The organism is Methylobacterium sp. E-066, assembly GCF_022829635.1.
In the GTDB taxonomy this organism is placed as follows: domain Bacteria; phylum Pseudomonadota; class Alphaproteobacteria; order Rhizobiales; family Beijerinckiaceae; genus Methylobacterium.
Genome location: NZ_JAKSYO010000038.1, coordinates 15,067 through 37,994 on the forward strand (window position 1 = coordinate 15,067; position 22,928 = coordinate 37,994).

Sequence of the window (22,928 nt, forward strand, 5' to 3'; positions counted from 1 at the left end):
TGAGACTCGGCTCATTCAGGCCTCTAGAGTTCGCGAAGGTTGCCAGTGCGATACCGACGAGGAACTGGGCTTCTGCTCCTGTCACCTCTCGTCCACCCAGGGTACTGGAAGCGCCGCGTACGGCTAGCACAGCCTGTCGAAAGGCCGGATCGCCTTGAAGTTCTGCCAATCGGGTCATTCGCGAAGGTCGCTCATGCTGCTGATTTTTCACTCAGCCGCTTCTTATGACGGCCAAGATCGTCCATCAGGCGTGGCATGAAGGGCGAAACACCGTCCAGCGCGGTAGTCTCCCGCCGGAGCATCTCCAGCGCTGCCGTCTGGGCGCTCAGGCCTGTGACTGAACTTAGGTACGCCCAAATAGCCTCCTCAGCCTCGCCGATGTCCACGGGCTGCTCGGCATCGAGCAGTACACGGAAGACTTGTAGGGTTTGATCGAGGCTGGCCATCTTACAATCCATTTTGAGTTACCGAGGCGCCGCGAGCTTTTTAGAAAAGCCAGATCGACAGCGTTAGGATCGCGCCGATGCTCCCGATGGCGGCACAGAACCCGGGTATGACCCAGTTGTTCAGACCGTGTAGCTGCGCTGCCCTTCGAACTCTGGCAGATGCCGCCTCGGTCTTACGAGCTAAGGCAATGCGTTCGTGGGACGGGGTATTACCAGCAGCCTCATCGTCGGTCCCGAGCTGCGACAGACCTGGATCGTAGGCTGTGACCTTATCGCCAGTCGCACCGCTGTCGATGTCTGCCTTCAACATGGCCGTAGTCGGCCGATCAGAGGCGGGCGGTTCCGCTACATGTAGGTTGCCGGGCGGTGGCGGTGTCTCAGATCGGAATAACACCGGGGGGATGCTTTTCGAAGTTGTGGTGACCAACATCGCGTTATGGGTCACCACTCGCGCGTGGATTTGGTTCGGTCGTCTTGCGCACCGTCGTTCGCAGGCCACCAGATATTCGACTAGAATGCAGTGCCCCCGTCCTGCATTCACTGTGACGGGGGCAGGTTCTATTTAGGACTAATCAGCCGCCGCCACCGTTTCCGCCACCGCCACCACCGCTGCCTATCGAGCCGATGCGTGAGGGTTGACCCGCGTTACCAGCTGCCGCCGAGTCCTCTGAGATGCCGTCGGCGGCTCGACCGCTCGGCGAGTAGGTTGCTGCACCTTCCTCCCCGGTCGAGCCAGGTTGACGTGTGACAACGCCTGGCGCTCCTGGCGGGACGATCACAGTCGTGCTGGTTGGAGTCTCGATCACCTGGGCAAAGGCAGGTGTCGTCAGCGCGGCGGCAAAAGCCGCGACGAGGATAAGTTTGGCCATAAGGTTCTTCCGGCTGTAGAGCCCGGGGAACAGCCGGTAGAGCACAATGTGTCCGGGAGGCGGTGTCACAGGGCCGGGCAACACAGGAGCTTAAGCGACGTTGTAGGGTGCGCGACTGCGCGGACGCCTCCTCAAGCGTAGGGCCCGAGCGCGATGCATGGCGGAATGTGGCTGAGTGCTTGGGCGCTCGAAGCATCAGGGGAGCCTAACCAGCGACAGCTCGTCCTGCGCCTGCTACGGCACTGCTTCTTCCGGTCAGCACGCCCGAGGCGTTCGCGACACCGCAAAGCGCGCGGCGGGCGAGCACGCGACGACAGGCGACCATGAGCCAGTTCCCTCCGGCTCGCCCGTGACGCCTGGCCGGGCAGTCGCGTGAGGGTCGGTGCGGCGGGGGAACTGGACGGCGGATAGCGCTCGTGCACTTCCCGCACAGTTGCAGCGTTGCCGTGTGATGACTGCCTTCAAACTCATCCGCGCGCTCGCGCACGACGCTGCGATTGGCATCGTCGTCACCGATCCGATGATCGAGCCGCCTGGGCCCATAATCCTGTACGCCAACGCCGCGTTCAGCCGTCTGGTCGGACGCGAACTCGACGAGATCGTCGGACGCAGCCCCCGGTTCATGCAGGGCAAGGAGACCCGCCGGGAGACGCTCGACGTGTTCCACCGCGCTCTGGCGGCGGGCGAGCGCTTCCACAGCTACCTCGCGAACTACCGCGGCGGTGGCACCAAGTACCGGGCTGAGATCGATTGCCGGTCGTTGCGCACCGCCGATGGACACATTGAGAACTTCGTTTCGTTCGAGCGTGAGGTGATCCGGCGGCTCGGGCGCCCCGCCGGAAGCGCCAGCGGACGCTACGAGCCGACGAGCGTAAGTAACGACGCCTTGACCGGTGTTCTTCGCGCCTTGGGCGTGTTCAAGCACGCATAAATTGCATTCGCGTCGATCACAGGTATGTGAATACAGGCCATTATAATTAATCTAGGTTATAATCTGCCGTATTGATCGATTATATTGTGGCGTTAAGCCATAAATAACCCTTGGCATGCAGTATCGCAGCTAACGGTGCCACATCTGTGTGATGCGCCGGTGGGCTGCACCGTAGGCCTTCGGCCACCTGGGTGTCGTCGAGCAGCCTCAACGATCCTCGGAGTCGATGACCATGTTCGGTGGAATGCGCCCGCACGTCGATAACACGGCCAAACTCGACGCACTCGACCGCTCGCAGGCGGTGATCGAGTTCCTGCCCGACGGCACCATCCTCACCGCCAACGTCAACTTCCTGACGGCGATGGGCTACACTCTGCCTGAGGTTCAGGGGCAGCACCACGGCATGTTCGTCGAGGCCGCGCACCACGACAGCGCCGAGTACCGCGCGTTCTGGGATGCCCTACGACGAGGCACCTTCCAGTCCGCCGAATTCAAACGCATCGCCAAGGGCTGCCGGCCCGTGTGGATCCAGGCGAGCTACAACCCGGTGTTCGACCGCGCCGGACGCGTCGTCAAGGTGGTCAAGTTCGCCGCCGACATCACCGCCCAAAAGCTGCGCGCCCTCGATCTCGATGGTCAGATCACCGCCCTGCACCGCTCGCAGGCGGTGATCGCCTTCGATCCTGCAGGCACGATCCTCGAAGCCAACCAGAACTTCCTCGACGCCGTCGGGTACCGCCTCGACGAGATCGTAGGTCGCCACCATAGTTTGTTCGTCGATGCCGCTGAGCAGGCCGGCGCAGCCTATCGCGGGTTCTGGGACCGCCTCGGACGCGGTGAGTTCGCGGCGGGCGAATTTCGACGCATCGCCAAGGGTGGCCGCGAGGTCTGGATCCAGGCGACGTACAACCCGATCAAGGATGTCGACGGCACGGTGTTGAAGGTGGTGAAGTTCGCCGCGAGCATCACCGCGCAGGTGCATGAGCGTCAGCGCCGGGCCGAGGCGCAACGGGCGATCGGTGCTGACCTCGATGCGATCGGCTCTGCGGTCGAGAACGTCACCCGGCAGACCGCTGAGGCCGCCGGCACGGTCGGACAGGTCTCGAACGACATCCAGTGCGTGGCATCGGGGGCGGAGGAACTCTCAGCCTCGGTCGGGGAGATCAGCCAGCAGGTCAGCCACGCCGCGCGCATGGCCGGCGAGGCGGTCGAGCAGGCCAGGCACACGGGAAGCATCGTGGCGGGACTGAGCGGGCAGGCGGCGCAGATCGGCGACGTCGTGACCATGATCCAGGGCATCGCCTCGCAGACGAACCTCTTGGCCCTCAACGCCACGATCGAAGCCGCGCGCGCCGGCGCAGCGGGCAAGGGCTTCGCGGTGGTCGCCTCCGAAGTGAAGGCCCTAGCTGAGCAGACTGCCAAGGCGACCGACCAGATCCGCGGGCAGATCGTGGCGACACAGGCGGCGACTCGGGATGCGGTCGATGCCATCGGATCGATACAGCGCACGATCCGCGGCCTGGACGAGGTCTCATCCGCGATCGCCGCGGCGGTGGAGGAGCAGTCGGCGGTGACGCGGGAGATGTCTGGCAGCATGCACACGGCCGCGCACGGCGTGACCACGATCGCGGGGGGTATGGAGGCGATCGCCCGTGCGAGCGAGGAGGTCGATGCCGCCACGCGGCAGGTGCGGGAAGCCGCACGGGCGGTCGCCTGACGATGGCCCAGCCCCCCAATTTGACCGCCCCCATCCTCAAGCATGACTGGGCGCAGCTATCGGAGGTTAGCGCCGCTGTACGGCGCAGCCTCGACGATGCACTCGAAGATCTCGTGCGCGCGGCGGTCGAAGATCCCACGGGGCCCAACGCGACAAGTTGTGCCCGCATCGACCGGGCAATCGGAGGCCGGATGGCCCCATATTGGAACCTCGACTGGGCGGTGGATCGGGTTACAGCGCTGCGGCACGCGCTGAAGCAGGGCTTGCGTCAGGGACCATATCGAACTGGCGGAAATGATCCCAAGGCAGGTTGATCATGACCGGAACGATCATCCCTCTGCGGCTGAAGCGCGACGAGGCATCCGCACTCGCCAGTTTTGACACGCTGGCGACCGAACTACTGGCTGAGGGACGCGCCCCGAACCTATCGGTCGCGCAGTTCGACGCCATTCTGACGAAGCTCCGTGGACAGCGAGTCGAGTTGGCTTCTGTTCTGGCTGATCTAGAGGCGCGAGCACCGAGTTGCGACGCGCAGATCGAGGCCATCAACGCAGAGCTGCGCGACGGGGCGCGTGAAGGACTGGCTCAGATCAATCTGTTCATCCAGCAGGCGGAGACCTGTCGGACGACAGCGGAGCGAGGTCTACTGCCAGGTTAGGGCCATCCCTTTTCGCCACAAGGCATCAGGATGGCTGAGGTTCAAATTTGTGCTGACCCTCCGAAGACGGGATAAACATGCGATGGTCGAGGTTCTGTTGATCACCGACGATATCGCTCGTGGCGAGCGTCTGTCGCGGGATCTGGGCAGGCGCCGACCGTGCCACGTCCACAATCTGTACGATGACGCACTGCCAGTCCTAGATCCCTCCCTAATTGTCAGCGATGTCGAGGCGCTCACCTCCGAGGCTATCGTTCGCTTGCGCCGCACTTTGACTCGGCTCCGCGGTGAGGGGAACCCATACCTGTTCCTCGTGCACGGTAATGCCGCCCGTGCAGAAGCTCAGGCTCGGGTCTTAGGCGCGACCGCTACGGCAGCGGTGCAGCAGATGCTCGGCGCCGTAGAGCGCCTGCAGGGGGCATCAATCCCCGTACTGGCTCGAACGCGAGCCGCCGAGGCCCGACAGTTCTTCCAGCACGCCCTATTCTCCGGTCGACCGATCACGCCCGCCACCGCCGATGCCGGTACCGAATTGGTCGTGCGCGCTGTAAGCGACACCGGCATCCATGACTGGGTCCGCGCGGTTCAGCAGTTCGACGATGCTACCCACCAGCACTGCCTGCTGGTCGCCGCCCTCGCCGCCGCGTTCTCAGGGGCGCTGAGGCTACGTCCGACCGACCGTCACCACCTGACCCGTGCCGCCCTGTTGCATGATGTCGGCAAGATCCACGTCCCCATCGAGATCCTGAACAAGCCGGGCCGTCTCACCCATTCGGAGATGGTGGTGATGCGCACGCATGCGCAGCATGGCCACGCCATGCTCGTGGGCGCCGGCTTCGGTGACGAACTGCTGGCGGCCGTTCGCTCGCATCACGAGATGATCGATGGGACCGGCTACCCCGATGGTCTCCGAGGGTGGGAGATCCCAGATTTCGTGCGCCTGGTGACGGTCTGCGACGTCTACGGGGCGCTGATCGAGCAGCGTCCATACCGGGCATCCATGTCTGGCCAGAAAGCCTATGGCATTCTGGAGGGCATGACCGGGCAACTGGACGACGATCTCGTTCGATCCTTCCAGCCCGTGGCTACAGCGTTCAGTCCCCCAGCCTAAAGGAATGTGTGGGCGCTGCCAGCCGTAGAGGCTGAGAGTTACTGAACGTGGATGGTGAGCTTCATCTTCGGGTGGATGCCGCACTGGATGATGAAGTCGCCGGGCTCCTTGAGGGTCAGCGTCGCCTGCTTGCCGGGTTCCTGGTCGCCGGCGTCGAACACGAAGCGATCGGCCTCGATGAAGGGGTGGTGCACCGCGCTCTCGTCGCCGTTGACCAAGGTGATAGAGTCCCCCTTACGCAAGAACAGGTCGGTGGGGTCGTAGTGCCGACCCTTCTGCAGCACGATCCGCACGACGCTGAGGAGATCAGCTTTGACAGGTCCGAGCGCCAGCAACGCTGTCAGGAACGCGATAGCTGCGCCGAGGAGAAGCGGTCGGCATAGGTTGTAAATCGCCACGGATGCAACCTGAACAAATCAATCCTTGCAGCCTATATTTAGGCCAAGCCAAATACGCTCGGAATAACGGATGTTAGTGTATCAGTTTAAATCTTCCGGTGCTTCGTGCCCGATTTGCAGAATAAGTGAAAATTGCGCGTTGAAACTCATGAATTTTTAACCACTGTTGTTCTGGTCTCGACGCCCAACGCGCAGGAACACCAAATAATCCCATTGGCCATGCACCTCAATTTAAACATTCGTGCTTATAAACGTGCTGTTCGCTGTCTCATGGGCTGCCTGGCAGCCTCAATCTAGGGTCCTCGTGCGATGAGCGCTGATCTGCACCACCTCGGCGCGGCACAGCGCAAGGTAGTGCCACTCACGATCCGATTGGATCAGAGTGCTGCTCCGCTTCATACCTGGGACCGGTATCTCGACGTGATCCGGCACGGTCTATTGATGATCGATGCCTCCGGGCGGGTCGTTATCTGTACCGACCCAGCTGAGCGCTTCCTCTACAATATGAATATTGAGCGGACCGGCAATCTATCCTCACGGCAACTGCTTCGCGGCCTGTGCACGGGCACTTCGCAATCGCGGCAAGAAATTTTCGAGGCCCTGCGAGGCGCACGCGACCTCCAAACCTCCGCTACGTTCGAGGTGGCGGGCCAGGATCACACGCTGCAGGTCGAGATCCGTTCCGTCGCGGGTGAAGGTTGGGTCGCAACACTGGAGGATGTCAGCGCCCGCAAAGCGAACGAGGCGCGTGCTGACGAGTTGGCGCGTCTCGATCCACTCACCGGCCTGCCAAACCGCCTGCTCTTGCGAGAACGCCTGGCTGGAGCCGTGGCACGCTTGCAGCGCAACGAAGAGGCTTGCGCTCTCCTTCTCATCGATCTCGACCGGTTCAAGCCGGTCAACGACACGCTCGGTCACCCGATCGGCGACGCACTTCTGGCGAAGGTCGCCGACCGGCTGCGCTCGACCGTGAGGCCCACGGACACCGTGGCCCGGATCGGTGGTGATGAGTTCATCATCCTGCAAACCGGCATTCGCGAGGCTGCCGACGCACAGGCGCTGGCCCGGCGTATCGTCGATCTGATCGGCCGGACCTACATGGTCGAGGGCCACCTCCTGACGATTGGAGCCAGCGTCGGTGTCGCGCTCGCACCCGCCGACGGGACGAGTGCCGACAAGCTCCTGAAGAATGCTGACCTAGCCTTATACCGAGCCAAGCTCGACGGGCGCGGGACGTACCGTTTCTTCGAGCCTGAGATGGACGCGCGCATGCAGGCGCGCCGCCGGCTTGAACTCGACATGCGTCAGGCCTTGGCGCGGCGCGAGTTCCAGCTTCACTACCAGCCCCAGATGCAACTCGACGGTGATAGGCTGATCGGCTGCGAGGCCTTGATCCGCTGGAAGCATCCTGAGCGCGGGATGATCTCGCCGCTCGATTTCATCCCACTGGCGGAGGAGATCGGTCTGATCGTGCCGATCGGCGAGTGGGTCATCCGTCAGGCCTGTCGCGATGCGATGACGTGGCCTACGGGGATGTCAGTCGCAGTGAACGTCTCCCCCGCCCAATTCAAGAGCGATCGGCTGGTGGAGACAATCATCTCGGCACTCGCCAGCTCAGGTCTGTCGGCCAAGCGGCTGGAGGTCGAGATCACAGAGGGCGTCCTCTTGCAGGAGAGCCAGAGGACCTTGCAGACGCTCCATCGACTGCGTGAGCTCGGGGTCCGCGTCTCGATGGACGACTTCGGCACCGGCTACTCGTCCTTGAGTTACCTGCGCAGCTTCCCGTTCGACAAGATCAAAATCGACAGGTCCTTCGTGAAGGACTTGTCGGACAAGCCCGATGGGGACGCGATCATCCGGGCGATCGCGGGCCTCGGCAAGAGCCTGGGCATGACCACAGTCGCCGAAGGCGTCGAGACGCCGGAGCAAATGCAGCGTATTCGCGATGAAGGCTGCACCGACGTGCAGGGCTACCTCATCAGCAGGCCAATACCGGCGGATGATCTTTTGCAATTCATCGCAAGCTACCAACTCTAATCCTGAGTCACCCAACTTATTGGATGCCCCATGAGTGAGCTCTATCGCCTTGTCTACGCCAGCAAGAACCTATTTCACGGATCTGAGGCTGAACTGACGGCCGTTGTCGGGCAGATCCTGGCCTCATCGCAGCGGAACAACGCTCGGGCGGATGTGACCGGAGCGCTGATGTTCAACGCTGGAGCCTTCGCTCAGGTTTTGGAGGGACCAAGACAGGGGGTCGAAGAGACATTCGAGCGGATCCAGTGCGATGGCCGTCACGGCGACGTGACGGTTCTTCAGTGCGGTCCGACGGAAAGCCGCAACTTCGCGAACTGGTCCATGGCCTACGTCGGCGCGTCCGTCGGAGGGCAAGCGCGCTTCAGCCGTCTCGCGGCCGAGAGCGGGTTCGACCTGTCCAGGCTGGACGGCGACACCGTGTTCACCATGCTGCATGAGCTGGTGCTGGAGGAGGAAGGTGTGCCCCTCGCGCTCGCCGCCGCTCCGTCGATCGAACCACCTGAGGTTCATCCCCCGGCAGGGCTGGATGTCGAGCAACTGAAAACAGAAATCGCGCAGCTTCGACCTGACGCGCCAGCCACGCGGACGTCATCACCGGTGAGCAATCAGCGGGCTGCTGAGGTCAAGAATGCCGGGCTACAATCCCTTCCCATCCGCGATGTGAACCGTTCGCCGAAGGGAGCGACCGACGCTGCCCTCTATGTGCTCAAAGCCGCCTTAGCGAGTGAGCGGCAACGCACGAGCGATCTACGGACTGAGATCGACACGTTGCAAGTCGCGTTGGCATCGAGCGAGGATCAGCTTGCTGCCATGCGGGCAGAACGGGATCGTTGGGCAGGACGTGCGCAGCTTCTCGCGACGGCGATGGCTCAGGAAGCCGGCGACATCCAGATGTCGGCTTATCGAGTCGGCTTGCTCGAAACCTTGCCCAACGGAGAGGCCGGTTTGAAAGACGACGCCGACGTTCTGGCCGCCTGAACACGCGATCCCAGGGGGCTGCTGCTGAAACGGCGTGGGGCCGGCGGGCGCGACCAAAGCTGTTGGTGCTCGAACCCCATCCGGATCCAACATCTCTAACCATCGCGCCAGCGATCGGCCCCGGTGCCGGACCTATCCAGTACGGAACGCTACATTGCGTCGCTCTGTTACTGCGGCTTCCGGGAGTGAGCCCGCGAATGCCGAGGACGACGTCATGAGCCTGTTCGGATCGATCATCTCGAAGATTTTCGGCGGCGGAGCAGCGACTGCACAGGCGTCTGCGCCGCAGGCATCCGATACCCCGACCGTATCCCCCGCTGCTACCGGAACGGGCGGTGCTGGCAGCGGCACCAGCGGCGCGACCGCACCCACAATGGGTGGTGCGGCGTCGCCCACCAGTGCGCCTACGGGCTCGGCAGCGAGCGTCGACGTCGGTCAGGTCTTGAGCGACATGGCCGCCAAGAAGGGTGAGAACCTGAACTACAAGCAGTCGATCGTGGACCTTTTGAAGCTGCTGGACCTCAACAGCAGTCTCCCGGCTCGCAAGCAGCTGGCCGACGAACTGCACTACACCGGCGACAAGGACGACTCGGCTACGATGAACGTCTGGCTGCACAAGCAGGTGGTTCAGAAGCTCGCCGAGAACGGCGGCAAAGTCCCCTCTGATATGCAGCACACTTAAGGCAGTAGCAGTAGTGGGGTGATGTGCGGGGGCTGTTAACCACCCTGTCCCACCATACCCGCAGCGACCGGCCGTGAGCCGAGCGCCGGCGGAGCAACACCGAGGTCTTCTCCCCTCGATACTCGGTGCGGCCTCTCCGGCGCAGTCGCGCTAAGGCCCAGGCTGATAGTCATGCCGACGCGGCGACAGCCTCCCTAGCGCCTGCTACAGGACCCCCTCTTCCCGTCAGTGCGCCCGAGGCGTTCGCGACACCGCAAAGCGTGCGGCGGGCAAGCTCGCGACGACAGGCGTTCTCCGGGCTAGTTCCCCGCAGGGCGCCCGTGAAGCCTCGGCCGGGCAGTCGCGTGAGGGTCGGTGCGACGGGGGAACTGAACACCGCAGGCGCCGGCCCATGGCCAAACTCAACGGCTGGAGACTTCTGCTGCGTCTACGAGGTGCACACGAGTTTCAGTCTGGGTGGGATTGCCGGAACGCACTGCTGTCCCGCACAACGGGTCTGATTGCGACCACTTGTTTTGGCTTCGTAGAGTGCGGCATCGGCGAGACGATACAAATCCGCAAGCGCAGATAATGCCGTGCCGTTCGGCGCGCCGGCGGCGAGCCCTATGCTGACCGTGATAACCCCAGCCGTGATGCCAGCTGATCCGATCGCCAGGGTCGATACCTCGGTGTGAACCTTCTCCGCGATGCGAAGAGCCCCTGCCTCGTCCGTATTTGGCAGGAGAATAGCAAACTCCTCGCCGCCGACCCGGCAGACGAGGTCGTTAGGCCGGTGCACACTGGCCGAAAGGCAGCGTGCCAAACCTTGCAGGACCTCATCCCCGACCTGGTGGCCATAGCGGTCGTTGAAGCGTTTGAAGTGATCGGCGTCGACGATGAGCAGCGACAGCGACTTGCTGTTGTGTCGGGCGCTTTCCCAGGCCCGGGCACCGGCGTGCTCGAAGGCTCTTCGATTGGGAAGACGGGTCAAGGTGTCGGTCAGCGACAGCCTTTCGAGCTCGCTCTGCATCGCTTCACGGCGGTGCAGTTCGCGCCCAAACAGAAGCGACAGGGCGATCGTGACACCGCAGAGCACCAGCACGATGCCGCCGATGACGAGGGCCTTCACGCGCCACTCCGCCTCGATCTCGTCGGTCGATAAGGCGATGTTAAGGATCAGCGGCAAGTCGCCGACGCGCGTGAAGGTGTAGTGCCGCTCGATGCCGTCCCGGACCGAGGTATGGACGAAACTGCCGCTGTTCTGACGCAAGAACCCTTGGAAGGTTGGGGCGCCAGCGATGTTGGCGCCAATGTCGGCCTCGACGAAGGGCTGGCGCATCACCCGTGTGCCGTCGCGCAGGTACAGGTTGATCGCGCCGTCCCGCCCGAGCGCGATCTGACTGAACAGCCGCGTGAAGTAGGACAGCTTCACGCTGCCCAGAACCACGCCCCCGAAGGTGCCGTCGGGTTTGTTGATGCGGCGGCTGAAGGGCAGCATCCGTTCCCCGGTCAGGCGCGAGACGATCGGACGCCCGATGTGAAGGCCGAGGCCGGCCCGCGCTTTATGGACCTGGAAGTACTCGCGATCCGAGTAATGGCCCTTGCGCGGTGGGACGGCATCGATGTCGGCGACGATGCCGCCGTGCTCATCGATGACGATCATCACCCCCATGTCGCGGGCGGTGGCGGCGCGATCGAACAGGATGAGCTGGCGTAGCTCCGGAGTTAGTTCTGCGAGCCCTGGCGTCCTAAGGTTGTCGACCGCGGCTTGGATCGAGAGATCATACATCTCGACGTTGCGGGCTACGTCGCGCTCTAGGACCTGCAAGAGGTTTCTGGATGTCTGCTCGGCCTTATCCCAAGCGTCCTGCCGCAGATCCAGCAGCATTATGCCGGATGCAGCCAGCATGCCGACTGGAGCCAGTACGCCGAGTGCGATCCAAGTGCGGGCAGAGCTGAATGGACGAACCAGCCGGGGAAGCAGAGACATCGCGTACCTCGCTGTATTCCCTCCGCATCAAACCGTGGCATGCCAAGACTTAAGCGATCGTTACCTCGACGGATGACCGTGCCTTCCTCGTTATCGGACAACCAAAACGGTATCGTTGCCGATATTTCCAAAACAGATGGCTTCGATCTTGGTCTTCAACGTTATGATAGTAAAAGGTTTGCCGATATAGTTGTCTACGCCCGCTCTCTTTGCCGCTAGTACATTTTTGATTTTAGACTCAGCAGTGATCATGAGGAACGGGGTAGACCACAAGTTCTCGTCAGAACGTACATGCTGCAGCAATTCGTAGCCAGTCATTGGCTGCATGTTCCAATCGGAGATCACAAGTCCGTATTTGCGATTTCTCAGGCGAGTAAGCGCAGTTGTGCCGTCAGATGCGTCGTCGATCTCTGAAAAACCGAGTTGCTTCAATAAATTTCGGATGATGCGTACCATCGTCTGTGCGTCATCGACGACGAGGATCGGCATACTCAAGTCAAGGAACATATGCGACCTGCTTATCTGTAATATTTTTGGATGAGGGGTAAAATCTATTCGAATCCGCTGATGACATACTTATCCGCGTCACAGGTAGGGCGGGCCAGCCGGTCTAAGCTTAGTAGAGCGCCATTATCGTTGTCAGCGATTGCCAAGAACGCGGATCTGCGCCCCGCGAGAACCCAAAAATCCCCTATATTGATGGCGTGGGCCAGGGCTGCCGTGGGACTTTCGATCTTGTCGATGGGAACCATGGACCAGAGATCCACAGTTCCCATCGTCGCCTTACGCCGCACGCACGGTAGCCAAGAAGCGTCCAACCTCGGCCGCGAGGTGCTCGGACTGGCGCGACAGCTCAGAGGCCGCCCCAAGCACCTGGCTCGCGGCCGCACCCGTCTCCTCGGCTGCGCCAGCCACGCCTGAGATGTTGCTGGTCACCTCACCGGTGCCCATCGCAGCCTGGCTGACGTTACGCACGATCTCCTGGGTGGCCGCGCCCTGCTGCTCGACGGCAGCCGCGATCGACGTCGCCACACCGCTGATCTCGCGGATCCGCCCGGTGATGCCGCCAATCGATGTGACGGCCTGGCCTGTCGAGGCTTGGATACGGGCGATCTGACCCGAGATCTCACTCGTGGCCTTGGCGGTCTGCTCGGCGAGTGCCTTCACCTCGGAGGCAACGACGGCGAAGCCCTTGCCAGCTGCCCCCGCCCGGGCCGCCTCGATGGTAGCGTTGAGGGCCAGTAGGTTGGTCTGGCCGGCGATGGTCGAGATCAGCCCAACCACGTCGCCGATCCGTGCGACCGCGGCGCTCAGCTCCTGGACCAAAGCACCTGTCTGATCCGCTTCGTGCACGGCAAGCTGTGCAAGTTCAGCCGAACCAGCGACCTGCCGGCTGATCTCCTGCACCGACGAGCCCAGCTCTTCCGCTGCGGCCGCCACGGTGTTGACGTTGCTGGCAGCCTCCTCGGCCGCTGCTGCAACCGTGGTCGACTGACTGGCCGTCTCGGTCGCGGTGGCCGTCATCGTCTGTGCTGTCGCCTGCAACTCGGTGGCGGACGAAGACACCATGCCGATGATGCCGCCGACCGCCTGTTCGAAGCTGTCGGCCATCTGGCGCATGCCGGCCTTGCGCTGTTCCTCGGCTGCTAGGCGGGCCTCCGCGGTCTCTTCTTCCAACGCCTTCATGCGGATCAGGCCATCCTTGAACACCTGAACCCCGTCTGCGATCGTCCCGATCTCGGTCTTCTCGCCCTGATGCGGGATGGCGGCGTTGAGATCGCCAGCGGCAAGGGATTGCATCGGCCCCACGACCGAACTGATACCACGCGAGATGCTCAGGACGATCAAGGCCGCCAGCGCGATCGCTAGAACCACCGCCACAAGCCCAGCGCCGACCAGCATCAGGCGCGCCTGACCATATGTCGCCTGACTATCCTTCTCTGCCTGTTGAGCGCCGTCCTGGTTGAGCTTGATGATCTTGTCGAGCGCTGTTGAAGCATTACGACGCGGTTGCACACCTTTGGCTTCGTAAAGGCTGAGCGCCTGCGCTTTCTCACCCTTGCGCGACAACACAAGGATAGGCTCGACAGTGCCCATGAAGGAGCGCCATTCACGGGAGAAGGTTTCGTAGAGCGATCGTTCCTCGGGTGAGCTGATCAGACCCTCATAGGCTTTGGCGGTCGTCTCGATCTTCTGGGCACGATCGGCGAGGTCCTTGTCGACGCTGGCCAGCATCTGTTGTTCGTCCGTCAGGATATGACGGAGCAGACTCGTCGTGTACCGTCCTGTCAGGGCATCGACTTGGCCAGCGGTGCGAACGCTCGGCAGCCAGTTCGTCTCGACGTCGAGGAGCAGCCCGTTGATTGTGGACGCACTCCACAAACCGACCGCGCTTAAACCGCCCAGGAACAGCAGAAGTACCGAGAATGCAGCGATGAGTTTGCTGCGGATAGATATGAATGGAAGCGACACAGCGGGCCTCATGAGGCAGCCGTCGATCCAAAAATGCTTGCAGCCGCCGGAGCTATGGCGTGCCCGAGAATAGTTAATGAGCCGCAACGCTGGGCTTTGGAATCAGGAGCCTGCAGCCCTGCACGGCAGCGGTGTTGTTTCTGGCAAATCGGTGACTACCGATCCGTATTTCGATAGCGATGGCCATCTGGATGTAGGCCGAGCACGTCCATAACGCGATCCCGAGCTCCGACGTCGGCGATCGGCGCGCCATTCTCAAGCCTGACGATCGCCTCGGGATCCACCTGGGCTAGCGCGGACAAGGTCTCGATCGAGTAGGCCCCACGCAAGCGGGCAGCGTGGATCTGCGCCGCTATCGCAGCATTCAGGGCGGTAGGCTCGTCGTCTTGGTCGCTCATGGGCAGGCGGTACGTGCCGGGTCCGGCCGAAGTTTCCCCCGACGAGCTTTTTGAGACTTGGCTACTCCATCCCCGACGGCCGAGGGCGTGGCATGCCAAGCTCGGTCAACCCCAGGAATAGTGCGACGCGCGTCAGCACAGCGAGCGAAGTCGTACCGCCGCTGCCGTTCTCGATAACTGCGATGACCTCGGGTGCGAGGCGTGCCAATCGGGCTGCATTTTCCAGGGACAGGCACAGACGGCCTCGTGCCGGACCAGCATGTGCCGCGAGGTTGCACAGCACGACGTGCCGCCGCTCCTCGATCTCGTCCATGAGCGATGCTCAACCTCGCCAGGGCTCATAGCCCTCACGAAACCGTTACAATCGCCGCTACCGTTAGGAAATCCCCAGAGTTGCACTGGTGCCCTGCGCAAGTTGCAGCTGTTGCTGGCCTGCACTAACGGTTGTGCAGCGCAATCGTGTACAATCCTGGGTCAGTTTTAAGCGATTGGACCGCCAGCGGCGCGTTCAGTCTTCTCCTCGACGAGAGCTAATCCTGCGATGACCGCCACCAATGCACCGAAGCTGGCGACTGAAGCTGATCGCGCGATCGGCAGCCGCATCGCGGCGCTTCGGGCGGCACAGGGTCTGAGCCAGACCGCGCTCGGTCACGCCATTGGGGTCAGCTTCCAGCAGGTGCAGAAATACGAGAAGGGTCGCAATCGCATCGGCGCCAGCCGGCTGCAGAGGATCGCCGATCAGCTCAAGGTGCCGGTCGAGACGTTTTTTGCCAGCTCTCAGGGAAACGACGACCAGGAGGCCGTTGTCCCGGCCGTCTCCAATGACCCGAAGGTGGTGGAACTCGTTCTCGCGTTCATGGGTATCGCCGACGAGACCACACGCGATAGCGTCCTCTCCATCGTGAAGGCCGCCGCTACGATACAACGAAAGCGTGCTGGTCAGGCATAGGGCCCACCGAACAGGTCGCCCATCGCCTTCCTTCGGAACAGCGTGCGCCTGCGCCGCCTCTGATGCTCCGGACGATCGTGGATCATGTGGCATCGTTGGCAGAAGGCCGCGAGGTTGGCGTCCGCGTTGTTGGCCGTGTCGTGATCTCGGTGGGCGGCTGCCAGGACGACGTGGGTCCGGCGAGCCCGGCCGAGGATATCAACGCCAGACCTGACCCGGATCCGGCGGCCCCACCCATCGCGCCAGCGGCTGGCCTCGGCATCCCACCAGCGCCCGTCACCGAGGTGGTAGACCATTTGCCCGTGCGGCCGCCCGCAGCTCTCACAGCGGCCCTGCGCGCGGCCAAAGCGGATCGCCATCGACAGCTCGCGCCAATCGATCGGGTAGAAGAAGCGGTGCTCGGGCCGCATCGGCATGACGGCGGCACTGTGCCACCAGGAGTGAAGGAAGCGTAGCGGTAGAACGCCCCTACCTACCGTTCATGGACTTGTCCGACCTCGAATTCTGGGCGCTCCTCACCATTGCGATCCTAGGCCTGTTCGTGCCGGTGATCATCGTGTGGTGGAAGGGCCGCCCGATCATGCCGATCGCGGTGCTGAGCCTCGCGTTCTGGCCTGGCGCGCTGATCCTGGCGCTGCGGTTGCGACGCCGTGAGGATCTGTAACTTCAATCATGGCGGGAGCCTGAACGATACCGACCGTGGGGCTGTTTGCTCCCGGGTTGATCGAACCGATCGGCCTGGAGGAATGTCCATGTCGATCAAGACAATCGCTCTCGCTGCAGCGCTCTCTGTCGCGCTGGTAGGAGCAGCAATGGCGCAGACACCTGCTGGCGGTGGTAGCGCCGAAGGTAACATGAACAACCCGGGCAGCGTGAAGAGCTCCTCTCAGAAGCGGATGGGAGGCCAGACCGGCATGATGGGACGGCGACACATGACCCGTCACCGGCGTCATCACATGCGCCGCTCCCGCATGTGATCTCGGACATGGCAGCCCCGCAGCCGTAAAACAGCGGGGCTGGTTTCAATCAAACGGTGCGGCCGGTTACCTGCAATGCTGTCCCGTCCGCGATCTGTGCCTTAAGCTAGCTAGGCCAGGCCATCCTTGGCAGCCTTGTCTGGATCGTCAGGCTTGCTCTCAGCATCCTGTACAACGTCTTTGCTCTCAGGCTCGCTGCCTGCCGTCGGGTCAGGTACGTTGACGTTCCGGATCGGCACTGTGGGCGGCACCACGCTCACGCCATGAGGCTTGTCGGTCTCGGTCATCGCTATGCCGCTCCCAGTGACACCGGCACGTCGTGCGGACCAATGACTCGCCCGGCATCATCCCCCAAGGTCGCAGATCCTGCACGATTGGCAATCAGGTTTGGGAACCTGTGGCTTACCGCATCTTGCCGTACCCAGCCGTCTCGCGACGCACCACAAGCTTACGAATAGCTCAGTACCTCGAAGGCATCACACCACACCCACTGAAGGCGCCGGGACCCATATCCCCGTGGTCCGCGCCCTCAAGCCGAAGCCGATCGAAGCACCGCGGCGCAGCTCGAAACAGCGCCGACGCTCTCGGACGTTCGTAGCTGTTCGGGAAGGCTCGCAGATGTTCTCTGCACACCTGTGCACCCCAGTGCGGATCGGCCGGCCCCGCCCGATCCGTGACTACGGGTGCCTTGGTCTGTAGGCGGAATAACCCCGCCTCTGCGCCCCTGTCCTGTTCCGGATGAGCACCGTTCGTGGCCGCCTCATGGGTCCTCGTCACCCGACACAGCGGCCGCCATCTTGAGCCTATGCCCGCGCAGCACGATCAAACCTACGACCCGCGAACCTGGCCTCTCACCCCGGCATTCCGCAGCATCCCGTAGAACTTCCCCGGGTCGAACATGGCCCGCGCCTGCTGCAGCGAGATCGGCCGGCCGCCCGGCGCCTCGCCTCCAGCCATCCCGCCCGCCTTCTGTCCCTGCCCCTGCTTCTGCTGGCCGCCGGCGATGCTCTTGAGGGCGTTGCCGATCTGGGCGTAGGGGGCTGGCCTCCTGCTGCGGCTGTGCGGCAGGATCGGCCGAGAACCCAATTGGTGGGGGAGCAACCGCGAGCGGCTGAGCTGACAGCGCCGCGACGCCGGGCATCGGAGAGGCCTGGCCTGGCACGGCGCCACCCTGACCGACGACACCGCCGAGTCCGAAGCCGCCCTGCTGTGCGGTCGAACCCATCGAGCCGCCGCGAGGGGCTGCGACCCCCGGCAGCGCCTGCCCGCCCGCGAAGCTGTTGGCGTACTGCTGCGTGGTCGCCAGCCGGGCCGCATTCTCGCCACCGGGTCTGTCGTAACCGGCGAATTTCCAAGCCTGAGCCATCAGGCGATTGGCTTCCTCGGCGCTGCCGGCATTCTGCAGAGCCTGGATCCGCGCCGGGTTCTCGGCCAGCGTGAATTTCGCCTGCGCCACCACCGGGTCGGCCGCGCCCTGCGTGAAGGCTTTCATGTTGGCGAGGCGATCGGCGCGCCACGACAGGATCCCGCCGGACTGGCCCGCCTGCCCGCTCTCGCTCGGGTCGGACCAGGAGCCGACGATGTTGCTGGGCGAGTACCGGCTTTCGTGGGCGGCATAGGCTGCCACCGCCCCGAGACCGTTCGGGTTGGTTAGACCGCCCTGCTGCAGGGTCGAGATGAACCGGCCGCGGATGTCGTTCGGGTCGGGCGTAGCCGCCTGGGCACTCGACGGCCCCAGCGCGTTCAGGGCCGCGGAGGCAAGCCCCTGTGCCTCAGGCAGAACCACGTCGGTCGGCGCGCCCGTGGGCGGGGTCTGTGGCTGATAGCCGGTGAACCCCGGCGGGGTCGCCTGCGGCACGTCCTGGGGCATGCCCTGGCCCATGCCACCCTGGCCCTGGCCCTGGGCCTGGGCGAGCTGCTGTTGCTGAAGCCAGTCCTGGATGGACGGGCTCAGACCCGCGCCGCCGCCTGCGAAAGAGGGCATGCCCCCGAAGCCGGTCCCGTCGCTCATGTGGAATGCCCCATCGTTGCGAAATGCGGCCCGCTGGCGGGCATCGGGCAATTTCTGGTGTCTGTGTGCGGGCTCGGGGCGGTGCCTGCCTGAACCCCGCCTGCACGGCTTCTGCGGCTATCGACAGAACGGCAGCGCGGGGCCACATTCTTAGGCATGCGCCGCCTCGTTCAGCCCGGATGGATCCTGTTCCAACTCGCGGTGGTCGGGTTCTTCGTCTGGGTAGCGGCCACCGTCCAAACCGATCAGCCCCGCCAATACGGGGTCATGGTCGTTGCGGGCGTCTTCACCGCCTACGCGCTGACCGTCGCACTGCTGATCCTCAACGAGGGCCGCAAAGACGCCCTGCGCTGGTGGCGGCGACGCCACGCGATCAGCGTCTCGGATGGACACGGAGCATCAGAGGATCTGCGTCCGCATCTTCGTAGGCCTGGAGCGCGCGAGATCCCGCCGCCGGCAGGCCACCACCGCCTCTGACTAGATTATTGCCGAGGTAGGCCTGCACGGGGCGGGACGTGATCGCCCGACCTGCCAAGGCAGGGAGTACGAAGGCGGCCGCCCCGGTCCCCGCGACTGTCGAGGATGGCGCTCCCGCCAGCAGCCCGGCCCCCATCGCCCCGAGGCTGTGGACCACACTGTTCGCCATCAGCCGCGGCGCTGTCCCCGAATTCGGGAGCGGCCTTATCGCGGTGACGGCGCGCGCCAGATCCGCCATCTCACCCTCGCCCCGCGCGTAGGCTGCCGGATCCCGACGCGCGATGGTCGAGCGCAGGGCGTCGGGCGAGATGTGCCCTTCTGCGGCGACGACACCCGGCACGTTCATAGCCTGCTCTGCAGTCTTCATGGCGCCGTACTGGCGACGCGCCTCGCTGAGGGCGCCAGCGTCGGCCGTGCCGGCCACCGAGCGCTCGAATGCGCCGTCCAAGCGCACACACACATGACAGTTTGCGTGTAGCGGCCAAAACGAACACCTCTAATCCGTCAAACCCCTATCACCCCGGGGATAGGGGCGCCCGGTGATCCCCGCTGCCGACGCCTGGGGGCCGTTCCGACCCGACCTCGACCCTGCCGAGCGGCTCGCCCAACTGCGGTCGATGCGGGCCATCGTCCATTTGACCACCGGGCCTCGGGGCGATGCCCTCGCCCGTGAGCTGCGCCTCGCCGAGCAGGATCTCGCGCACCTGCCGGCCGCCGTCGTAGCGCTAGACCGCCGGCACGCGCTGGCGTCGTTCGCCCGCCTCTATCGCACCGACTGACCTGGAGAGCCCATGCCGAGCGCTAGAACCACCGCCCGCCGCGCAGCGGTCCGGGCTGAGGATTCCTCACCCGATCAGGTCGCCTCCTCTATCCTGGTGCTGCTCTCGGGCATCGAGCGCCACGATCCTAGAGCGCCTGCAGCTCTGGCCTTCCGTACCGCTCTGGCCCGCAAGGGGCGCGAACTCGCCAAGGCCGGCGGCCCGGCGGCGTTCGCCGACATGCTCGCCCGGATCCGCGCCGCCGATCCAGCCCAGGCCGATGCGCGCGAGACCATCCTCACCACCGCGTGGGCCGGCCTGCTACCGGTACCGGAGGGAACTTGAGATGAGCGCCGTCCGATCAACTGCCCATCTGGCTCAGCATCCGCTCAAGCCTGTCGAGCAAGCCGTCGAGTTCGCCAACTGCAGCAATCAGCTCGTCGACGGATCCCCGCCATGGGTCCATCGGATCATGCGGTATGTCCCTCAGCAGCGTCCTGATGCCCGCCACTTGCGCGCGTCCGGCCGTAACCGCCGCTTCGATCAGGGCCGGATCGGCTGGCACGATCGTTCCGTCGGCGGTTCGGCGACCAAGCAGACGCTGCATCGCTGCCAAATTCACGGCCAGCGTGTGCAGGTTGGTCGACACAGGAGCGGCCGTCATGAGTTCGCTTTAGACGCCGGCAGGGGCGGCAGTTCGGCCAAATCGAACAGCACGCGAGCGCCTTGGATCGCCGCCACCGTCTCGCAAGCCGCCCCTTGCGTGCGCGCTCTGCGTTCCAGATCCGCTAAGCGGATCCCGAACACCTCGGCCTGGCGCCGGTTTCGTTCAGAGGGAAATTCGCCCAACAGGTCGATGAGCTCGACCATGAGCGAACGCGGAACGACCGTCTCGGTAGGAGATTGCATACGCCCGTACTCCTGCGGCCCGAGTTGGACAGGCTGCATCGGGTCGAGCGCGCGCGCATTCACACAGATCAGAGCCAAGCGCAGTCATCTGCCGACGGTCATCAAGTGTACGTATGGGACGGCCCCTTCGACCGCGGAACCTGACCGGAGCGCCGCCATGGGCGACCTGATCACCCTCCCCGCCCTGCCGGTTGAGCGCCTGCGCGAGGTGCACAGCTACGGCTTCGCCGCCGGGCTGATCCTAGTGCTGATGCTCGACACGAACGAGGGCGCGCACATGCCGTTGCGCCTGTCCGCGGTCGGACCCGAACCCATCGGCACCGTGACGCTCTCCACGTTCCCGCACATGGGCGAGGGTCGCCGGCAGGCCGACAAGGTGGCGGTGTCCGTCCTGCGCGCCCTGCAGCACGCCGAATGGACCATCCCGGGGAGCGCAGCATGACGGCCGGTCTGGAGACCTTCGCCAAGGTGCGAGCGCTGCACGACAGCACCACCAACCCGGGCGAGAAAGCATCGGCCGCAGCCCGGATGAAGGCGCTCGCCAACAAGGCTGGGATGACGGTTGATCAGGCCGTGTCCAAGTTGGACGCCCCGCCGGTGACGATCGTCGCGAGCCGCACCGTCAACATGGCCGACTTCTTCGACACTCCGTATTTCAGGGAGCAGAAGGCCGAGCAGGACCGCGAGCGTGCCGTGCGCTGGCAGGAAGTGCTGGCCGAGTACGGATCTGAGGCGGCGGTATTTGAGCCCGGTGATTGGGAGCGGGCGCTTTCCGAGGCGGCCGCCCCGTTCCGCCCAGATGACGGATACGGCCTCCGCAACTGGAACTACGTCACATCTCGGGACGATCCGGATCCTGAGATCGTGGCCGCCATTGCTGGCGCCTACCCCATGCCGGCTACCGTCCAGCATGCGGGGACCGAATTTATGTTCTGGGACAAGCTCGGGCGCGACCGGGAGGCACGAGGGACTGGATGCGGCGACCACGCCGAAGAGGTTTCCTTCCGTCTGGTTCTGGTCGAGCGGCTGTTGGACACGATGCCGGCCGCAGGACTCAATGACCTCCGCGCCCGCATGTCCTGGCTGGAATGGTTAAACGCGCTCGGGTCGCCGTGCGAGGACAAGCAGCGCGTCCGCCTCACCGCCCTCCGCGCCGACATCGAGCGCATGGCCCAGCGGCTCCGCGACCAAGACGCCGAGCCCCAGCCCGTCCAAAATGGACAGAAAGGGGAGGCACAGTCTGCCCACCCCTCTCATGCCTCAGATTTGAGGGGTAAACCTGCGCCTGTCCAATCTGAACACGCTAAAGGGGGTGGCGCTTCACCACCTCCCTTGCGCCGGACTAATGCCGACAAGCGCCGCGACGTGCTCGCGCTGCTCGGCCAGGAGCTTCCGGACCGCGAGATTGCCCGCCTAGCAGGCGTCTCGCCTACCACCGTCGGCGCAATCAGGAGGTCACAGCCATGATCGCCGCCCTCCCCGATCCGCCGACCGTCGCCAGCATTCTTACCCTCGTGCAGAGCATCGAGCGCTACGGCCCGAATGCCCCGGCTGCTGCCGCCTTTCGTAGCGCCCTGCGCCGCAAGGGCATTGAGGCCGACAACATCGGGGGTCTCGCAGCCCTCGACGCACTGGCGGACGCGGTTGTAGCTGCCGACCCAGACCGTGCCGACACCAGGATCGCCATCATCTGTGCCGCCTGGGCCGATCTGTTGCCATGTCCTGGCGGGAGGGCTCGGCCATGACGCCCCACGAGCGCGCCTACCAGCCGAGTCCGATCTCCTTCGTCCGCTCGGCGGGCTTTGCGCTTCCCAGCCACCAGAGCAGGGCGTTCAGGGCGATCAGCGCTTCTGGCCTCATATCGGATTGGAACAAACCACGTCGATCGAGGTCCTGCGCAAATGCATCGGAGGCGACCAGCGCATCCTCTATCGCCGCCTCTAGGTCGTGAACCCATAACGGGTGGCACGGTTTGGTCGGGGCATCGTTGGTTCTTCGAATGGAGGACCGAGGATGGCGCGGTTTGACCTGACGGATGTCGAGTGGGCGGTGATCGAGCCGATTCTGCCGACGGACGTACGCGGCAAGGATCGGGTGGACGACCGACGGGTGCTGAACGGGATCTTCTGGCGGCTGCGCACGGGTGCGCCGTGGGCCGACATCCCGGCGCGTTACGGGCCC

The 22,928-nt window shown here is 64.0% G+C and carries 30 protein-coding genes; 17 read left to right on the plus strand and 13 right to left on the minus strand.

From position 1 onward, the window contains the following. Positions 1 to 191: 191 nt before the first annotated feature. Both MKL20_RS03535 and MKL20_RS03545 read right to left on the minus strand, forming a co-directional pair. A complete protein-coding gene (locus tag MKL20_RS03535) occupies positions 192 to 446 on the minus strand; it encodes a hypothetical protein (protein ID WP_244035523.1) in 255 nt (84 codons plus the stop codon). Positions 447 to 1,018: 572 nt separating this feature from the next. Then, positions 1,019 to 1,360 carry a hypothetical protein gene (locus tag MKL20_RS03545; protein WP_409568108.1) on the minus strand — a complete coding sequence of 114 codons (342 nt, stop codon included), beginning with the start codon at positions 1,358 to 1,360 and terminating at the stop codon, positions 1,019 to 1,021. A gap of 406 nt (positions 1,361 to 1,766) precedes the next feature. Between MKL20_RS03545 and MKL20_RS03550 the strand changes: the two genes are divergently transcribed. From MKL20_RS03550 to MKL20_RS03565, 4 genes are all read left to right on the plus strand, one after another. Then, positions 1,767 to 2,246, plus strand: coding sequence for a PAS domain-containing protein (locus MKL20_RS03550; RefSeq protein WP_244035524.1), 480 nt, complete (start codon positions 1,767 to 1,769; stop codon positions 2,244 to 2,246). A 232-nt stretch (positions 2,247 to 2,478) separates the two neighbouring features. After that, on the plus strand, positions 2,479 to 3,963 hold the full coding sequence (locus MKL20_RS03555; RefSeq protein ID WP_244035549.1) for a methyl-accepting chemotaxis protein: 1,485 nt from the start codon (positions 2,479 to 2,481) through the stop codon (positions 3,961 to 3,963). A gap of 316 nt (positions 3,964 to 4,279) precedes the next feature. Beyond that, positions 4,280 to 4,621 carry a hypothetical protein gene (locus MKL20_RS03560; protein ID WP_244016803.1) on the plus strand — a complete coding sequence of 114 codons (342 nt, stop codon included), beginning with the start codon at positions 4,280 to 4,282 and terminating at the stop codon, positions 4,619 to 4,621. Between the two features lie 82 nt (positions 4,622 to 4,703). Continuing rightward, positions 4,704 to 5,732, plus strand: coding sequence for an HD-GYP domain-containing protein (locus MKL20_RS03565; RefSeq protein WP_244035525.1), 1,029 nt, complete (start codon positions 4,704 to 4,706; stop codon positions 5,730 to 5,732). A 38-nt stretch (positions 5,733 to 5,770) separates the two neighbouring features. On the opposite strand, the gene MKL20_RS03570 is transcribed toward MKL20_RS03565, so the two are convergent. Further along, entirely contained in the window at positions 5,771 to 6,130 is a 360-nt protein-coding gene (locus tag MKL20_RS03570; protein ID WP_244035526.1) for a hypothetical protein, read from the minus strand. Between the two features lie 309 nt (positions 6,131 to 6,439). Here MKL20_RS03570 and MKL20_RS03575 point away from each other — a divergent pair, with 309 nt between their 5' ends. The 3 genes from MKL20_RS03575 (at position 6,440) to MKL20_RS03585 (ending at position 9,827) form a co-directional block, all read left to right on the plus strand. After that, positions 6,440 to 8,167 (plus strand): putative bifunctional diguanylate cyclase/phosphodiesterase, encoded by a 1,728-nt coding sequence (locus MKL20_RS03575; protein ID WP_244035527.1) that lies wholly within the window; start codon positions 6,440 to 6,442, stop codon positions 8,165 to 8,167. Positions 8,168 to 8,197: 30 nt separating this feature from the next. Next, on the plus strand, positions 8,198 to 9,145 hold the full coding sequence (locus MKL20_RS03580; protein WP_244035528.1) for a BLUF domain-containing protein: 948 nt from the start codon (positions 8,198 to 8,200) through the stop codon (positions 9,143 to 9,145). A 214-nt stretch (positions 9,146 to 9,359) separates the two neighbouring features. After that, the gene (locus MKL20_RS03585) at positions 9,360 to 9,827 is read left to right on the plus strand and encodes a DUF3597 domain-containing protein (protein WP_244035529.1); all 468 of its coding nucleotides are present in this window, start codon (positions 9,360 to 9,362) and stop codon (positions 9,825 to 9,827) included. A gap of 427 nt (positions 9,828 to 10,254) precedes the next feature. On the opposite strand, the gene MKL20_RS03590 is transcribed toward MKL20_RS03585, so the two are convergent. From MKL20_RS03590 to MKL20_RS03610, 5 genes are all read right to left on the minus strand, one after another. Further along, the gene (locus tag MKL20_RS03590; RefSeq protein WP_244035530.1) at positions 10,255 to 11,796 is read right to left on the minus strand and encodes a sensor domain-containing diguanylate cyclase; all 1,542 of its coding nucleotides are present in this window, start codon (positions 11,794 to 11,796) and stop codon (positions 10,255 to 10,257) included. 90 nt (positions 11,797 to 11,886) lie between these two features. Further along, a complete protein-coding gene (locus MKL20_RS03595; protein WP_244035531.1) occupies positions 11,887 to 12,303 on the minus strand; it encodes a response regulator in 417 nt (138 codons plus the stop codon). Between the two features lie 276 nt (positions 12,304 to 12,579). Then, positions 12,580 to 14,268, minus strand: a complete 1,689-nt coding sequence (locus MKL20_RS03600) for a methyl-accepting chemotaxis protein (protein ID WP_244035532.1) — start codon at positions 14,266 to 14,268, stop codon at positions 12,580 to 12,582. 155 nt (positions 14,269 to 14,423) lie between these two features. After that, positions 14,424 to 14,666, minus strand: coding sequence for a hypothetical protein (locus MKL20_RS03605; protein ID WP_244035533.1), 243 nt, complete (start codon positions 14,664 to 14,666; stop codon positions 14,424 to 14,426). Between the two features lie 61 nt (positions 14,667 to 14,727). Continuing rightward, positions 14,728 to 14,979, minus strand: coding sequence for a hypothetical protein (locus MKL20_RS03610; RefSeq protein WP_244035534.1), 252 nt, complete (start codon positions 14,977 to 14,979; stop codon positions 14,728 to 14,730). A gap of 228 nt (positions 14,980 to 15,207) precedes the next feature. Between MKL20_RS03610 and MKL20_RS03615 the strand changes: the two genes are divergently transcribed. Continuing rightward, positions 15,208 to 15,615 carry a helix-turn-helix domain-containing protein gene (locus MKL20_RS03615; protein WP_244035535.1) on the plus strand — a complete coding sequence of 136 codons (408 nt, stop codon included), beginning with the start codon at positions 15,208 to 15,210 and terminating at the stop codon, positions 15,613 to 15,615. Here the strand turns inward: MKL20_RS03615 and MKL20_RS03620 are convergent. Next, positions 15,606 to 16,031 (minus strand): hypothetical protein, encoded by a 426-nt coding sequence (locus tag MKL20_RS03620; protein WP_244035536.1) that lies wholly within the window; start codon positions 16,029 to 16,031, stop codon positions 15,606 to 15,608. The genes MKL20_RS03615 and MKL20_RS03620 overlap by 10 nt on opposite strands. A 71-nt stretch (positions 16,032 to 16,102) precedes the next feature. Between MKL20_RS03620 and MKL20_RS03625 the strand changes: the two genes are divergently transcribed. After that, positions 16,103 to 16,279: a hypothetical protein gene (locus tag MKL20_RS03625; protein ID WP_244035537.1), complete on the plus strand. Its 177-nt coding sequence runs from the start codon at positions 16,103 to 16,105 to the stop codon at positions 16,277 to 16,279. 88 nt (positions 16,280 to 16,367) lie between these two features. After that, positions 16,368 to 16,592 (plus strand): hypothetical protein, encoded by a 225-nt coding sequence (locus tag MKL20_RS03630; RefSeq protein ID WP_243945114.1) that lies wholly within the window; start codon positions 16,368 to 16,370, stop codon positions 16,590 to 16,592. A 110-nt stretch (positions 16,593 to 16,702) separates the two neighbouring features. On the opposite strand, the gene MKL20_RS03635 is transcribed toward MKL20_RS03630, so the two are convergent. Together MKL20_RS03635 and MKL20_RS03640 are read right to left on the minus strand one after the other, a co-directional pair. Continuing rightward, positions 16,703 to 16,879 (minus strand): hypothetical protein, encoded by a 177-nt coding sequence (locus MKL20_RS03635; protein WP_167367914.1) that lies wholly within the window; start codon positions 16,877 to 16,879, stop codon positions 16,703 to 16,705. A gap of 473 nt (positions 16,880 to 17,352) precedes the next feature. Continuing rightward, positions 17,353 to 18,576: a hypothetical protein gene (locus MKL20_RS03640; protein ID WP_244035538.1), complete on the minus strand. Its 1,224-nt coding sequence runs from the start codon at positions 18,574 to 18,576 to the stop codon at positions 17,353 to 17,355. Between the two features lie 183 nt (positions 18,577 to 18,759). Between MKL20_RS03640 and MKL20_RS03645 the strand changes: the two genes are divergently transcribed. From MKL20_RS03645 to MKL20_RS03655, 3 genes are all read left to right on the plus strand, one after another. Continuing rightward, the gene (locus tag MKL20_RS03645) at positions 18,760 to 19,080 is read left to right on the plus strand and encodes a hypothetical protein (protein WP_244035539.1); all 321 of its coding nucleotides are present in this window, start codon (positions 18,760 to 18,762) and stop codon (positions 19,078 to 19,080) included. A gap of 539 nt (positions 19,081 to 19,619) precedes the next feature. After that, entirely contained in the window at positions 19,620 to 19,859 is a 240-nt protein-coding gene (locus tag MKL20_RS03650) for a hypothetical protein (protein ID WP_244035540.1), read from the plus strand. Between the two features lie 12 nt (positions 19,860 to 19,871). Beyond that, positions 19,872 to 20,183 (plus strand): hypothetical protein, encoded by a 312-nt coding sequence (locus MKL20_RS03655; protein ID WP_244025540.1) that lies wholly within the window; start codon positions 19,872 to 19,874, stop codon positions 20,181 to 20,183. Positions 20,184 to 20,199: 16 nt separating this feature from the next. Here MKL20_RS03655 and MKL20_RS03660 read toward each other — a convergent pair whose 3' ends face one another. Further along, entirely contained in the window at positions 20,200 to 20,487 is a 288-nt protein-coding gene (locus tag MKL20_RS03660; RefSeq protein WP_244025541.1) for a hypothetical protein, read from the minus strand. 11 nt (positions 20,488 to 20,498) lie between these two features. Continuing rightward, entirely contained in the window at positions 20,499 to 20,825 is a 327-nt protein-coding gene (locus MKL20_RS03665; RefSeq protein WP_244035541.1) for a hypothetical protein, read from the minus strand. A 79-nt stretch (positions 20,826 to 20,904) separates the two neighbouring features. Between MKL20_RS03665 and MKL20_RS03670 the strand changes: the two genes are divergently transcribed. The 4 genes from MKL20_RS03670 to MKL20_RS03685 form a co-directional block, all read left to right on the plus strand. Continuing rightward, positions 20,905 to 21,189: a hypothetical protein gene (locus tag MKL20_RS03670; protein WP_244035542.1), complete on the plus strand. Its 285-nt coding sequence runs from the start codon at positions 20,905 to 20,907 to the stop codon at positions 21,187 to 21,189. Next, positions 21,186 to 22,214 (plus strand): hypothetical protein, encoded by a 1,029-nt coding sequence (locus MKL20_RS03675; protein ID WP_244035543.1) that lies wholly within the window; start codon positions 21,186 to 21,188, stop codon positions 22,212 to 22,214. The genes MKL20_RS03670 and MKL20_RS03675 overlap by 4 nt, the downstream gene beginning before the upstream one ends. Continuing rightward, on the plus strand, positions 22,211 to 22,492 hold the full coding sequence (locus tag MKL20_RS03680; protein ID WP_244035544.1) for a hypothetical protein: 282 nt from the start codon (positions 22,211 to 22,213) through the stop codon (positions 22,490 to 22,492). Before MKL20_RS03675 ends, MKL20_RS03680 begins: the two co-directional genes overlap by 4 nt. Before the next feature lie 268 nt (positions 22,493 to 22,760). Beyond that, positions 22,761 to 22,928, plus strand: a 168-nt coding sequence (locus MKL20_RS03685) for a transposase (RefSeq protein WP_244035550.1), incomplete at its 3' end; no start/stop codon positions are given.